Source organism: Brevibacillus fortis, assembly GCF_003013395.1.
Taxonomy (GTDB): Bacteria; Bacillota; Bacilli; order Brevibacillales; family Brevibacillaceae; genus Brevibacillus; species Brevibacillus fortis.
Map to the genome: position 1 here is coordinate 79,522 of NZ_PXZM01000010.1, position 12,921 is coordinate 92,442.

General features: G+C 49.1%; 16 protein-coding genes and 1 riboswitch. Of the genes, 7 read left to right on the top strand and 9 right to left on the bottom strand.

Annotated elements, in window-relative coordinates; genetic code table 11:
- Window positions 1–8: 8 nt before the first annotated feature.
- From C7R93_RS07270 to C7R93_RS07290, 5 genes are all read right to left on the bottom strand, one after another.
- The gene (locus C7R93_RS07270) at window positions 9–1,034 is read right to left on the bottom strand and encodes a ThiF family adenylyltransferase (RefSeq protein WP_106838188.1); all 1,026 of its coding nucleotides are present in this window, start codon (window positions 1,032–1,034) and stop codon (window positions 9–11) included.
- Window positions 1,035–1,038: 4 nt separating this feature from the next.
- Window positions 1,039–1,746, bottom strand: a complete 708-nt coding sequence (locus C7R93_RS07275; RefSeq protein WP_106838189.1) for a molybdenum cofactor biosynthesis protein — start codon at window positions 1,744–1,746, stop codon at window positions 1,039–1,041.
- A gap of 102 nt (window positions 1,747–1,848) precedes the next feature.
- The gene (locus C7R93_RS07280) at window positions 1,849–2,667 is read right to left on the bottom strand and encodes an SPL family radical SAM protein (RefSeq protein ID WP_106838190.1); all 819 of its coding nucleotides are present in this window, start codon (window positions 2,665–2,667) and stop codon (window positions 1,849–1,851) included.
- A 12-nt stretch (window positions 2,668–2,679) separates the two neighbouring features.
- A complete protein-coding gene (locus C7R93_RS07285; protein WP_106838191.1) occupies window positions 2,680–3,393 on the bottom strand; it encodes a 2OG-Fe(II) oxygenase in 714 nt (237 codons plus the stop codon).
- Window positions 3,386–3,925: a methylated-DNA--[protein]-cysteine S-methyltransferase gene (locus C7R93_RS07290; protein ID WP_106838263.1), complete on the bottom strand. Its 540-nt coding sequence runs from the start codon at window positions 3,923–3,925 to the stop codon at window positions 3,386–3,388. The genes C7R93_RS07285 and C7R93_RS07290 overlap by 8 nt, the downstream gene beginning before the upstream one ends.
- Window positions 3,926–4,097: 172 nt before the next feature.
- Here C7R93_RS07290 and moaC point away from each other — a divergent pair, with 172 nt between their 5' ends.
- The 5 genes from moaC to C7R93_RS07315 all read left to right on the top strand — a co-directional run bounded on the left by moaC (window position 4,098) and on the right by C7R93_RS07315 (window position 9,296).
- Window positions 4,098–4,580 carry a cyclic pyranopterin monophosphate synthase MoaC gene (gene moaC / locus C7R93_RS07295; protein ID WP_106838192.1) on the top strand — a complete coding sequence of 161 codons (483 nt, stop codon included), beginning with the start codon at window positions 4,098–4,100 and terminating at the stop codon, window positions 4,578–4,580.
- A 3-nt stretch (window positions 4,581–4,583) separates the two neighbouring features.
- Complete coding sequence (locus tag C7R93_RS07300; RefSeq protein WP_106838193.1) at window positions 4,584–5,831, top strand: MFS transporter; 1,248 nt, start codon at window positions 4,584–4,586, stop codon at window positions 5,829–5,831.
- Between the two features lie 60 nt (window positions 5,832–5,891).
- Window positions 5,892–6,005: riboswitch (SAM riboswitch) on the top strand.
- A gap of 83 nt (window positions 6,006–6,088) precedes the next feature.
- A complete protein-coding gene (locus C7R93_RS07305; protein ID WP_106838194.1) occupies window positions 6,089–7,270 on the top strand; it encodes a pyridoxal phosphate-dependent aminotransferase in 1,182 nt (393 codons plus the stop codon).
- A gap of 150 nt (window positions 7,271–7,420) precedes the next feature.
- Window positions 7,421–7,891: a hypothetical protein gene (locus tag C7R93_RS07310; protein WP_106838195.1), complete on the top strand. Its 471-nt coding sequence runs from the start codon at window positions 7,421–7,423 to the stop codon at window positions 7,889–7,891.
- 196 nt (window positions 7,892–8,087) lie between these two features.
- On the top strand, window positions 8,088–9,296 hold the full coding sequence (locus C7R93_RS07315; RefSeq protein WP_106838196.1) for an aminotransferase-like domain-containing protein: 1,209 nt from the start codon (window positions 8,088–8,090) through the stop codon (window positions 9,294–9,296).
- A 70-nt stretch (window positions 9,297–9,366) separates the two neighbouring features.
- Here C7R93_RS07315 and C7R93_RS07320 read toward each other — a convergent pair whose 3' ends face one another.
- From C7R93_RS07320 to C7R93_RS07330, 3 genes are all read right to left on the bottom strand, one after another.
- Window positions 9,367–10,182 carry an alpha/beta fold hydrolase gene (locus C7R93_RS07320; RefSeq protein ID WP_106838197.1) on the bottom strand — a complete coding sequence of 272 codons (816 nt, stop codon included), beginning with the start codon at window positions 10,180–10,182 and terminating at the stop codon, window positions 9,367–9,369.
- Between the two features lie 113 nt (window positions 10,183–10,295).
- Window positions 10,296–11,144 (bottom strand): family 1 encapsulin nanocompartment shell protein, encoded by an 849-nt coding sequence (locus tag C7R93_RS07325; protein ID WP_007721249.1) that lies wholly within the window; start codon window positions 11,142–11,144, stop codon window positions 10,296–10,298.
- Window positions 11,145–11,181: 37 nt separating this feature from the next.
- Entirely contained in the window at window positions 11,182–11,781 is a 600-nt protein-coding gene (locus C7R93_RS07330) for an IMEF encapsulin system ferritin-like cargo protein (RefSeq protein WP_106838198.1), read from the bottom strand.
- A 330-nt stretch (window positions 11,782–12,111) separates the two neighbouring features.
- Here C7R93_RS07330 and C7R93_RS07335 point away from each other — a divergent pair, with 330 nt between their 5' ends.
- Window positions 12,112–12,393: a DUF2325 domain-containing protein gene (locus C7R93_RS07335; RefSeq protein ID WP_016742090.1), complete on the top strand. Its 282-nt coding sequence runs from the start codon at window positions 12,112–12,114 to the stop codon at window positions 12,391–12,393.
- Window positions 12,394–12,456: 63 nt separating this feature from the next.
- Complete coding sequence (locus C7R93_RS30195; protein WP_167402439.1) at window positions 12,457–12,603, top strand: hypothetical protein; 147 nt, start codon at window positions 12,457–12,459, stop codon at window positions 12,601–12,603.
- Between the two features lie 29 nt (window positions 12,604–12,632).
- Here the strand turns inward: C7R93_RS30195 and C7R93_RS07340 are convergent, their stop codons facing one another.
- Window positions 12,633–12,911 carry a S1C family serine protease gene (locus tag C7R93_RS07340; protein WP_007721243.1) on the bottom strand — a complete coding sequence of 93 codons (279 nt, stop codon included), beginning with the start codon at window positions 12,909–12,911 and terminating at the stop codon, window positions 12,633–12,635.
- Between the last annotated feature and the right edge of the window lie 10 nt (window positions 12,912–12,921).

Sequence of the window (12,921 nt, forward strand, 5' to 3'; positions counted from 1 at the left end):
TAAACCAGTTACGCGCCGATGTACTTGGCATGGAGCGAGCGTGCTACGCTGATATCATCAGTGCCTTGCACGAGGACACGACCATCCGGGAAAATGACGAGCGTGTACGTATCGACACGGAAACGCAGCAAAAACTTGTTTTGCTCGATTTGTCCCAAGGGGGATAGTCTATCAGCCAGTGCATTCAGATCAAGTGTGATGGCAGCGGCGGGCGAGATTTGTACGGTGTCTCGACCACAAAGCGAAACAGCTTGCCCATCCTGAGTATCCGGCTGCAAAAACGAAAATTGCTTCTGCCCACATGTCGGGCAGTCGTCTCGGCGGGCATTGACCACCTTGATTTGCTGATGGCAGTTATGCCAAATCTCGAAGTGCTCCAAATTTGGATTAAGCGCATCAGTCGCACCAACTAACAGCTTGAATGCTTCTGTTGCCTGATAGGAGGCGACGATGTGAATGATCGGTCCGATGACGCCAGCTGTGTCACACGTAGGCATCTCACCCGGGTTTGGTGCTTCAGGGAAAAGACAGCGCAAGCAAGGCGTGGTCCCCGGACGAATCGCGGTAAAGGTTCCGGTCGCACTCACAGCACCACCGTACACCCACGGAATACCATGCTTGACGCAAACATCGTTTACGAGATATCTCACCTGAAAATTATCAGTCGCATCCAGAATGAGATCGACATCTGCCAGCAATTCCTCCGCATTGTAAGCGGTGAGGTCTGCAACAATCGGTTCGATGGTGACGGCTGAGTTGATCTTCGACAGCTTGGCGTGAGCGGCGATTGCTTTTGGCAAATGTTCGGCTGCATCGGATTCGTCGTAGAGCATTTGACGCTGCAGGTTGCTCGGTTCGACGAAGTCGCGGTCAATAATGCGGACAAAACCTACTCCAGCACGAACCATATGATTGGAGAGTACGGTTCCGAGCGCTCCCATGCCGACGATCGCTACACGGCTTTGCCCGAGCTTTTCCTGCCCACTGCGCCCGATCGGATGAAACAATATCTGACGGGAATAGCGAGTATCCAAAACGTTACTCCACCTTTCCTTCTGGCATCGCAAGCGGATTCCACGGTCCTTGCTGATGTCCCTTCCATTCACTGCCATCTTCCCACATTTCTTTTTTCCAAATGGGAACGATCTGCTTGAGTCGCTCGATGGCATAACGGCCTGCTTCAAACGATTCATTGCGATGCGCTGTTGCAACGGCACAAACAACCGCAATCTCTTCTACAGCCAAATTACCGATACGATGGTGCATTGCGACTTGAGCTTTCGGCCATCGTTCCTCGATCTCTGCTGCGACCTGCTTCATTTTTTCAACAGCCATGGGGGCATAAGCTTCATAGGACAAATACACCGTGCGTTGACCATGGGTAAATTCCCGAACAGTTCCGACAAAAGTAAGGACCGCGCCTGCATGCGGGTTGCTCACCAGACGAACCAGCTTGTCCGCGGAAATAGGCTCCTCGGTAATGGCGAAGCGCGGGTCTTCTTCTCCGCCGCTTACAGGAGGCAAGAGGGCAATTTCGTCGTCAGCTGAAATGACCTGATTTTTCGCCGCATATTCATGATTGATAGAGACAAAGCAACTGCCCAAAAGCGCAGAGAGCGCAGGATATTCTTTTTCCACTGCTTGCAGAAGATCGCTAGCGGTCGCGCCTTCAGATAGGGTCAACTGTACTTCCCGGGCATTCGCACGCTCGGCGAGTCCGGCAAATAACAAGATTGTAATGGTCAAGACAATTCCTCATTTCCCTGGATGATACTACACTCTAGGCTAGACGATATCATAAACCGATCAAAGTTGCCAATGAATGGGGTGTTTCAACAGCGGTTGATTCTAAGGGGCGAAGCCTTCTTGACTTAAATAGATCTGGTCCGGGGGAAAAACACGCACTAGCCGATCATAGACGATCCGATAGGCGGAAGGATCATACCATTGTTCCAGTCCAAGCTGTTCATAGAGAGCGGGAATGCCGTTTCGCTTCGTTCGTTTACCGCCGCTGCCATCTCCCATATAAAAATCGTCGATACAGACCCGTGTTACCAAGGGACGCAACATCTGTGGGAACGACTCACTGCTTGGCAAAACTGGCGCAATGGTTGCTTGTGTGGGGATACCTGCTTCCGCCAAACGTTGAAGTGTTTTGATCCTCGCTTGGATGGGGGGAGCTTGTGGACTAAAGTGCCTGCGAATCTCCTCCAAATCGGTTTCGACGGTCATGCTGACGCGTACGCGATCACCCAGCAGGAGCAACAAGTCGGTATCTCGCCAAACCAAGGGACTTCTCGTCTGGACCAGCAAAAAATCGGGTGGATTCTCTACCATGACTTCGAGTAAAGACCTCGTTACCTTTTCCGTGTGTTCGATGGGCTGGTAGGGGTCTGTACTAGAAGACATGAAGATGGTCACCTTTCCTTTTTTCTTTGCCCGCAAAAGCTCCTTGCGCAATAAATCGGCGGCTTGCTGCTTAATGTCGACCCAGTTGCCCCATTGCTCGTTGCGAAACAATGAGACAGGCATTTGTCGAACATAGCAATAGGAGCAGGCGAAAGAACAGCCCGTATACGGATTGAGCGAGTGGGTATAGTCCGCAAGAAATCCGCTTCCTTTATTAAGGAGGGTTTTCGGCGTTTTATAGGAAAGGATGCTTTTCATATGGGGCGTTCCTCACTTTGCATCATGAAAAATAATCCCGAGGCTGTAGCGCTTTCCTGAAGTAATCGTGCTGACGCCGTGGCGCAGCGTATTTTTATAGTAGCCTCGCGTTCCCTGAACAGGACGATAGGATGTTGGGAAAATCAGTCCAGCGCCTTGGTCCAAGGTTATCACATGTCCCCGGCTCTGTGCGCGCGGTCGTTGCTCCATCAGCAAAAATTCACCACCAGTGTAGTCCTGATCCTTCTGATTCAAGGCAAACACGACTTGAAACGGGAAGAACACCTCCCCGTACATATCCTGATGTAGACAATTGTAGCCGCCCGTTTCGTATTTCAAAATCAATGGAGTGGAGCGCAGTTGACCCTGGTCGTGACATTGCGCCAAAAATTCAGGGAGGGTAGCAGGATAATTAGCTTCGCGTCCAAGCATTTCCAGCCACCGATTCGCAGTCTGTGCTAGCATCGGATAAAAGCCTTCGCGAAGCTCCTGCAAAAGCGAGGGAAGGGGAGCCTGATAATACCGATATTCTCCTTCACCGAAACGGTAGCGTGCCATCTGGATCGTATTGCGAAAAAAGTCATCCTGTCCATACGTAGCGATTAATTCTTCGCACGCATCTGTGCTTATTAAGGAAGGAAAAGAAGCATACCCATGTTCGTCCAACTCCTGTTGCAGGGAATGCCAGTCAAGTGCAGCGATCCTTTCTGGCAGAGAACTAGCCATGCTTTACACCCCGATTCGTCTTTTTCTCCAGATCAAGTAGAGTTGTCTTCATAGGCAGTCCTCCACGATAGCCGGTCAGTGAACCGTTTTTACCAACAACACGGTGGCAGGGGACTGTAATGAGAACCGGATTGGCACCGATTGCTGCACCGACTGCACGAACAGCAGCAGGCTTTTCAATGATGTTTGCAATGTCGGTGTACGATGCCGTTTGACCGTATGGGATTTGGCGCAGTGCCTTCCAGACAGCGAGCTGAAAAGGCGTTCCAGACAGGTCGCAATCCATGGAAAAGTGCTCGCGTGTTCCTTGCAAATACTCCATCACTTCTGCTGCAAAAGGCTTTAGCCATTGATCGTCTTGCACCAGAGCACTTTGTGGGCGATGCTTTTTAACCCACGTTTCCAATTCAGCAAAAGGCTGGTTGACCGAGCCGACATAACAAAGTCCGGCAGTCGTTGCAGCCAAATAAATCGTCCAATCCTCATTCGTCAGCATGGTCCAACGTATCGTCTGATCTTTCATCGTTTCCACTTCCATACGCCTCCTTTGAGCTGTGTAGGCACAGTATACCTCCAGCACCTGTTCTTCGTACGTTTTTAGGAGTAGATGAGCAAGATAATGAAACAATGTCCTCTACATTCCCATTGCTTTTATCCTGCAGCGGGGGTAAGGTAGGAGGAGATAGAGGAGGAACGATACTAGTATGACTGATCAATTAACACATTTTAATGAACAAAATCGGGCTCGGATGGTGGACGTATCTGAGAAAGACATTACAAAACGGGTGGCTGTAGCCGAGAGCCAAATTAGCATGAAACCCGAAACACTCGCCCGAATCCGCGAAGGTCGAATCGAAAAGGGCGATGTGCTTGCTGTTGCACAGGTAGCAGGTGTCATGGCTGCCAAAAAGACGTGGGAAATCATCCCGATGTGTCATCCGCTGCCATTGACTGGCATCGACATACAATTTGCTTTTGTAGATGAAACGACGCTTGCGATTACAGGAACCGTGAAGACGACAGGGAAAACAGGCGTCGAGATGGAGGCGTTGACCGCTGTCAGCGTAGCTGCTTTGACGGTGTATGACATGTGCAAAGCCATGGATAAAGAAATGATAATCGGTCCGACCAGTCTGCAATCCAAAACAGGCGGAAAAAGCGGCGATTTCCATCGGGGAGAGAAGTAAGCCATGAGGCAAAAATGGGAATCCTATCCGAGCAGCATTCGTTTATTGGCGATTGCTGCCGTCATTTTTTCTACCGGAATGGCTTGCATCTGGCCGTTGGTCACGATCTATATTCATAATCATCTTGGAAAGCCGCTGACCGTAGCCGGCTTCTTGTTGCTTTTAAATCAAGGCGCATTCCTAATCGGAAGTATTATCGGTGGTATGCTCTTTGACCGCTGGGGCAAAATGCGCACCATTGTTGTTGGCTCCATCGGGGGAATGCTTATTTCCGTCAGTTTAGGTGTTACACAAGATTTTACCGTATATGTTCTCCTGTTATTATTGAATGGACTGTTTTATGGATCCCTTTCTCCCGTTATGAATGCACTGGCAGTGGTTTTATGGCCGGAGGGAGGTCGGAAAGGAATCAATCTGATTTACGTCTCCCTCAATGTGGGTGTAGCCGCCGGCTCTGCTTTAGGCGGCTTCTTGGCAAGTGTTTCGTTTGCTTGGACGTTTTTCGGAAATGCGATCTCCCAAGTAATTGTGCTGACGATGTTCATGCTCATTTTGCCGCGTCAGTTAAAACTGGCAGAGCAAAAACGTCAATTGCAGGCGATTGCTCCCGAACAAGCAGAGGGCGAACTTCTACGACAACCACAGCAACAGACCAAGGTCGTATGGGGAGCGCTGCTGCTCTTATGCGGAGGGTTGCTCATTAGCTGGATTGTCTATGTACAATGGACGACGGTCCTGTCTACCTACATGCAATCCTTGGGCATTTCTCTTCGTCAATACAGTCTGTTGTGGACATTGAATGGTGGTTTGATCCTGTTTGGTCAGCCGCTGATTGCGTGGGTGATTCGACGCTTTGCCCGCACGCTAAAAGCACAAATGCTCTTGGGTGCTTATATTTTTGCCTTGTCGATGTTAATTTTGTCTCAGTCGACGGTTTATGCAGGCTTTGTCGCAGGCATGTTCATTATGACGCTGGGAGAAATGCTCGTCTGGCCAGCAGTACCCGCAGTGGCGGCACAGTTTACGCCAGAGGGACGAGAAGGCTTCATTCAGGGATTGATTGCAGGGACTGGTTCGGCAGGGCGGATGGTCGGCCCATTACTTGGCGCATTTATCTTCCAATCGATTCATGCGCAGGGACTATTGTTCGTGATGGCAGGCTTGTGTCTGTTGTCTGTCGCATTCTTTGCCTTCCACACATCTTTTCAAAAAAGAAGGCATCAGGTACCCGTACAGAATCAAGCATCTTGACACGGTTTACGTGCTCAAGTAGTATGATATAGACGAAAAAACAGTATATTCCGTGTGTTTGACTTATTCAGAGAGGTGGAGGGACTGGCCCTATGAAGCCCGGCAGCGGATCTGTTCCATGTGATGGACAGATGCTGTGCCAATTCCAGCAGGATTTTTCCTGACAGATAAGGACGTGACCAAGCTGATCTCCCCCTTTTTCTGTATGGAAAAAGGGGGTTTTACTGTATTGGCCCGAAGAAAGGAATGGAAGAAAGATGCGTATCCAACCCTCCGACATGATTGATAGACTCCCTACCCAGTTTTTTGCGACGCTGGTGGCAAAAGTAAACAAGGTCATTGCGCAAGGCCATGACGTCATCAACCTGGGCCAGGGTAATCCCGATTTGCCGACGCCGCCGCATATTATTGAAGAATTACAGGCGCAAGCGGCACAACCACTCCATCACAAATATCCGCCTTTTCAGGGACGTGTGGAACTGAAACAGGCAGTGTCTCATTGGTATAAGCAAGAATTTGATGTGGACCTCGATCCGGAGGAAGAAGTAGCGATTTTGTTCGGCAGCAAAACTGGACTCGTAGAGATTTGCCAAGTCCTTATGAACGCAGGCGATGTTGCGCTGGTTCCAGACCCAGGCTATCCGGATTATTGGTCGGGTGTTGCTGTTGTCAACGGACGGATGGTCATGATGCCGCTGAAGGCGGAAAATGACTTCCTGCCAGACTACAGCCAGCTCTCCCAAGCTGATCTGGATCGAGCGAAACTGATGTTTCTCAACTATCCGAACAATCCGACAGCAGTCAACGCGCCACTGGAGTTTTATGAGGAAACGATTCGTTTTGCAAGAAAGCATGAAATCGTCGTCTGCCATGACTTCGCCTATGGGGCGATCAGCTATGACGGGAAAAAGCCGGTCAGCTTCATGCAGGTTCCGGGAGCAAAAGAAGTGGGCGTAGAATTTTATACCTTGTCCAAGACGTACAACATGGCAGGCTGGCGTGTTGGTGCTATGGTAGGAAATCGCGAGCTGGTTCGTTTGATCAATCTCATTCAAGACCATTACTTCGTCAGTCTGTTCGGAGCGGTACAGATGGCGGCAGCCAAGGCGATGACGGATTCGCAGCAGTGCGTTCGCGATCTCGTCGCAGTCTACGAAAGCCGCCGCAATGCCTTGTACTCCAATCTTCACAGAATTGGCTGGCAGGCGCCGCCATCACAAGGCTCGTTTTTTGCCTGGCTTCCCGTACCAAGTGGCTTCACGTCCGTTGAATTCTCTGATCTACTTTTGGAAAAAGCGCATGTTGTCGTAGCACCAGGTAATGGCTTCGGTCCGACAGGTGAGGGCTATGTACGAGCGGCCCTGTTATCAAATGAAGAGCGTCTCGCGGAGGCGGTTCAGCGGATTGAGCGGTTGGGGTTGTTTACAAAAACAAAGTAAGTGTAAGGAATTTCGGCCACACTCCCCTGTAAATGGGGTGTGGTTTTTTTGTGTAGAATAAAAATCATTCTCATTATTGACAGATAATGATTTTCATTATACGATGTCATTGTTAATGATAATTAGTCTCAACGAGAGCGGGAGGGTACCATGCGCTATCAGATTAACGGTTACACGGATATGTATACGGTGATCGCCAACGAGCGTAAGATCGGTGGAGCCATTGAAGCAGGCCAGATTCGCTTGCGGACGGGAGAAGTTTACGCCAATGCTGTTCTCACTCGTTTGGAAATGTCAGGTGCGCATTTTTGCTCGATCGGCTTCGTGACAGAAGAAGGCAAAAGACTGATTGTTCATGTCAATGATATCAGCATGATCGCTGATGCACGTCACGTCAATGTTTGTGAACTGACCAATGAATGCATGAGAGCAGAGAAATGTGCTGAGAGAATGAAGCGATTGAAGCGTCTCTGTGAACTGAATGAAGGCAGCTGTACGCCGACCTTCCAGGAAGAGGCACTGCTGTTGGCAAATGATATTGGAATGGAAGAAGCGTCCACGCAAGTAGACCTGTCTTTCCTGCCACACACAGAAAAACCGCGTGTGTTCCGCATCGCCTAGAATGACCTAGCCATATACATATGGACCCCTTTTCGTTTGATGCGAAGAGGGGTTTTTTGCATGCGTTGTGCCAAAACTATCGATTGAACAACCGCTCGACATAGTCAAAACCTATCTACCCATAGCCAGCAAGGATTGGACTTACGCGAGGGAGAGTGATAAAACAAGGATAAGCAAAATCAAGGGGGAACGGAACATGGAGTACAAATTTTCAAAATCTGTCGAAGCACTATCCTCCTCGGCTGTCCGGGAAATCTTGAAGCTTACCCAAAGTAATCAAGTGCTCTCGCTCGCGGGTGGACTGCCAGCAGAGGATTCTTTTCCAATCGCGGAGATGCGCGAGGCGTTTAACCGTGCATTCGATCAAGGAGCAAAAGCTCTCCAGTACGGATTGACTGATGGATACTTACCGCTTCGGGAGTGGATTGCATCCCGCATGAAGCAGAAGCATATGAACGTCGATGTAGATAATATGATCATCACAACGGGCTCTCAGCAAGCAGTAGACTTGTTGTGTCGCGTATATTTAGACGAAGGCGATGTCGTTCTCGTTGAAAACCCTACCTATTTGGCAGCGGTTCAATTGTTCCAATTCCGGGGAATCAAAGCAATTCCCGTAGACGGTGATGCTGATGGGATGGATTTGGACGATCTGGCGAAAAAAATTGCCCAGTACCGTCCGAAAATGGTGTACGTCATTCCTACCTTTGCCAATCCGACAGGAAAGGTATGGAGTCTCGAACGCCGTCTCGGTTTGCTTCGTCAATGTAAGGCGCAAAACATTCTCATTTTAGAAGATGATCCGTATGGAGAGATCCAATTCGATGGGGAAGCACCGTACCGTTCGATTTTCTCACTGGATGAACATCCGACCGATTCTTGTGTGGTGTACACCAGTACATTTTCCAAAATTGTCGCGCCAGGCTTGCGTACCGGATGGGCCATTGGAGATACACGCGTGATTCAAATGATGGTGAAGGCGAAGCAAGCAATAGATTTGCAGTCCAGCACAATTGACCAGTACGCCCTGTATGAGCTGTTGTCCCGTTTTGATCTGGAGCGACACATTGAGAAAATCCGTGAGTCCTACAAGGCGCGCATGGAATGGATGCATGAGCTCCTGGTCGCGCAAAACTGGGAGGGTGTACAGTGGGAAAAACCAAGAGGCGGGATGTTCCTCTGGGTGAATCTGCCGGAGCACGTGGATGCAGAGAAGCTGCTGGCCCGTTGCGTACAGGAAGGCGTGGCATTCGTGCCAGGGAAGCCGTTTTATGCAGCTGAGCCGCAAGTTAATACGATGCGCTTGAACTATACGCTCTTGAACCGCGAAGACACGGAGCTTGCGATTTCACGACTGGGCAAAGCATTCCACGCCTACAGCGAAACGCTTGTCGCACACTCATAGGAAAAAAGCGAAAAGACAACCATTCCATTAGGAGGGTTGTCTTTTTCATACATATTACACCAGTGCTTCGTCATTTACTGTCTCGGTGCGTCCGATCCAACCATTCATTCACAAGCTCGGTAAACAGAAGCGGCTGCTCAATCTGCAAGTTGTGTCCGGCACAATCGAGAGCGGCAAAAGAAGAGCGAGGATAGCCTTCGATGATATCCCAAATATCGCGATAGCCGACAGAATGATCTTGTTTGCCTACAACAAAAAGACTCGGGTGGACAAAGGGAGCCGTATCTAATGGGAAGGAAACACCATACGACTGTCTGATTTTGCTGAGGAAAGAAGGGTCAGACAGCATGTAGCCGTCGACAATCTCTTTTTTATAGCGGTTCCACGTATATTCGGTAGCTACCACCGCCATCGACTCAAACTCTGCTCGTTCAGTCTCACTCAACTGCTCCCAGAGGGAAGGCTCCTCTACTAGGACGGGTTTCTCCGGCAGTGTACGCATTTCTTTATCAGGAATGATGTTCGGGCAGATGAAAAGGGCGCCCTTTACTTGATCCCGGCGCTTCTCGATAACCGCTCGCGCAAGATATCCGCCGTATGATTCACCCGCAATGAAAAAGGGCTCTTCTGGAATGAGCTGATTAATGAATGCGAGGACAACCTCCACAATATCGTCCGTGGTGTGGATATGCTCGTAGTTTTCCGTTTGCCCCATTCCCGGCAGGTCTATGTAAAGTCGTCGGTATCCTGGGCGTTTCTCAAAAATAGGTTCCATACAACCAGTCATGCAGCGGTGATCCAGCGAAAATCCGTGAATCATCACGACAGGAAAACCGCTTCCAATCTCCTCATAATAAAGGTTGACGCCATTGACCTCGCATCTCATAAAAAGCCCTCCAATGACATTTGTGTCAGATTGTTTTGATAGTTCGGAACGGACGTTCTTATTATAAAACACACCCACAACGAGAATCGTCAATGGGTGTGCCAAAGAGCTTCCTATTCTTCTGTTTCTTCCAAGGTGCAAATTGCGCTTGGGCGCTTGATGCGCAATACAACGCACTCATACACACGGAACAGACTGTTCATTTGCTCGTCTCCGAGGAATGCGGAGTCGAAGTCTTCTGCAATCGCCAGGTCGAGATTATGGCGGCCAGTCGCTACCAAAACGCCGGAACGGCCTTTAATGGTAGGGGATTGGAAGACACCATCTGTAACGAGATTGCGAACATGCTCGATCTCAAGCACGTTGGTGCCTTTATGCACGCGATGCAAGAGAGAGTAGAGCTCAGGAGAAACAACCAGTGCATACGGACCGCTGTGGCCCATTTTCAAAAGCTTGTTGCGTGCTTCCACGATATCGGCAAAAGCATTGCCAGATTCCATCCAATCGCTCTTCAGATGGGTGAGGCGGCCTTTTACGTTCATCAGACCTGGGAGGTCAAATTCTGCCGCACCGTTGAAGATCAGATCGTCTTCCATCAGTGCACCACCAGCAGCTGCGTTGGCAGCCGCGCTCATGTCCAAAGGCATGCCCAGTGTGCGTGCTTGAGCAACATCGCGCCAGTATAGCATGAAATCCTTGTACAGGATCGGAATCGTCATGCTGACACGGCGGCTAGGCTGTGTCATTTCCAGTGATTCTCCACGCAGGGAGAGACCGCCAAAACGGGATTCCTCGTACACATCGTTGGTGATGGTTTGGATGCCTTCACCCAATGGTCCATAAATATCGATAAAACGACGGCCTACCAATTGGCGGCGAGCCATGTCAACGACAGTTGCATCCAGCTGGTTCCATTCTTCAGTCGTTAAGGGAGAGTCTGGGTATTTACGTAGCTTGTCCATTGTGTAACCTCCATGTCATTTCAGGATTTCCGATTCCTTACATTCCTTTCAAACTTCCAACTGTCAGTCCTTTTTTGCCAGAAACTACAGGGGCGGAATGCTTGATCACGGAAGCAACACCGTGAGGAGCGGAAGCCGAAGCTTTCAAATGATCTACCTGGTGAATGTCGTGCCCCTCATCGTGATCAGTGAGATCAGGATGAGCCGCATCAGAGAATCGTTGGCTCATGTTCGCCATGATCTCTTTGACTTTCAAATAGTCGGTATGCGTCTTTTCACGCATGCCATCCAGGAGCTGACGTGTTTCGTCATCCTTGAACTCATACAGAGAAAGCTCCAGATGCTCGCGGAAATTGTGCAGTCCAAAACGTTCTAGATTGACATCGGACAGCATTTGCGAGAGGTCGCGGTCACTTAACTGGTCCATGCTTTTTCCTGTGGACACCTTTTCCAGGTAGGGAATCAATTCCTCCAGGCGACCCATGCGCTGTTCTTCTTCTTCCAAAATATGATGGTAGTAAAGACGAGTATGCTCGTCCGTTGCCGCGTCGATAATCGGCTGGATAACGCCCATGAAGCTGTTGATATAACCTCTGGTGCGATCAAAAATGGCGTGCAGCTGTGTAATTTCTTGCACCCTACGCCACCTCCTCATTCACAATCTATTTTTTCATTATAACGTTGGAAAAAACACCCGGGCAACTACTATGTACATTTTCCTATAACTGCGAAGAATATTGTGAGGATTAATTTGGCAAAGAGGGCGGGAACGCTAGAGCGCCATGGCTTTGCATATAGCCTCAGTTTCTAGTTTTGTTTTTTGACAAAAAAGTTATCATGGAGAGTATTGTCAAAGCCAATTGGGAATGATAATATTTATCAATAAGAGTGATATTCATTATCAATTAGCATTCTGAGAAGAAAACATAAATTCTACATTCACCTAAATTTAAGGAGGTAACACGTTATGTCATCCATTTTAGTAATTGGCGGAGATCGCCTAGGCAATATTATCGAATTACTGCAAGGTCAAGGCTTCAAGGATATCCACCACGTAACAGGACGGAAGAGCTCGCAAACCGGGGTGAAAATTCCAGCTGGTATCCACATGATTCTGGTGTTGACTGATTTCGTCAATCACAACTTGGCCAAAACAGTGAAAAACCAAGCCAAAGATCGCGAGCTGCCCATCGTTTTCTGCAAGCGTTCGTGTTCTGCGATTGCCAAAGCTTTTGATCTCACTGCGTAAATACATACTCTCCCGATAGGGCAGACTACGATCGTGAGTCTGACACCAACGGAGGAATGACGCATGGAACAGAATCGTTTGGGTGATTTGCCTATTGCACAGCTTACGGCCGCTCAGCTGCAACAATTAAAACAGGCAGAAGAACAAATCAACACAGAAGGTCCAAATGTATATCTCATTGCATTAGAGAAGCAATCCCCGTCCTCCTAGACGGGGTTTTTTGTTGTAGCGTGTGCTTCTCACTTGAATACGTATTGCTCCAGTTGCATTTTGAGAGCGTCAATTCCGATGGCGAAGCCCAAGCATTGGCTGGATTGAATAATGAAGGCATTGAGACCAACGACTTCCCCATTCAAATTAATGAGTGGACCTCCGCTATTTCCTGGGTTAATGGCAGCATCCGTCTGAAAAATTTCTTCGTACATACGCTTCGCAACCTGTAAGCGGCGATTTTTGGCACTGATAATTCCCGCGGTCACAGAATTTTCCAAACCAAGTGGGGAACCTCCTGTCGCCATAAAGGCAAAA

Bases quoted from the DNA above. Each gene is read 5' to 3' on its own strand.
- C7R93_RS07280 (WP_106838190.1), bottom strand. From the start codon at position 2,667: ATGAAAAGCATCCTTTCCTATAAAACGCCGAAAACCCTCCTTAATAAA.
- C7R93_RS07285 (WP_106838191.1), bottom strand. From the start codon at position 3,393: ATGGCTAGTTCTCTGCCAGAAAGGATCGCTGCACTTGACTGGCATTCC.
- moaC (WP_106838192.1), top strand. From the start codon at position 4,098: ATGACTGATCAATTAACACATTTTAATGAACAAAATCGGGCTCGGATG.
- C7R93_RS07300 (WP_106838193.1), top strand. From the start codon at position 4,584: ATGAGGCAAAAATGGGAATCCTATCCGAGCAGCATTCGTTTATTGGCG.
- C7R93_RS07305 (WP_106838194.1), top strand. From the start codon at position 6,089: ATGCGTATCCAACCCTCCGACATGATTGATAGACTCCCTACCCAGTTT.
- C7R93_RS07310 (WP_106838195.1), top strand. From the start codon at position 7,421: ATGCGCTATCAGATTAACGGTTACACGGATATGTATACGGTGATCGCC.
- C7R93_RS07315 (WP_106838196.1), top strand. From the start codon at position 8,088: ATGGAGTACAAATTTTCAAAATCTGTCGAAGCACTATCCTCCTCGGCT.
- C7R93_RS07320 (WP_106838197.1), bottom strand. From the start codon at position 10,182: ATGAGATGCGAGGTCAATGGCGTCAACCTTTATTATGAGGAGATTGGA.
- C7R93_RS07325 (WP_007721249.1), bottom strand. From the start codon at position 11,144: ATGGACAAGCTACGTAAATACCCAGACTCTCCCTTAACGACTGAAGAA.
- C7R93_RS07335 (WP_016742090.1), top strand. From the start codon at position 12,112: ATGTCATCCATTTTAGTAATTGGCGGAGATCGCCTAGGCAATATTATC.
- C7R93_RS30195 (WP_167402439.1), top strand. From the start codon at position 12,457: ATGGAACAGAATCGTTTGGGTGATTTGCCTATTGCACAGCTTACGGCC.
- C7R93_RS07340 (WP_007721243.1), bottom strand. From the start codon at position 12,911: ATGGCGACAGGAGGTTCCCCACTTGGTTTGGAAAATTCTGTGACCGCG.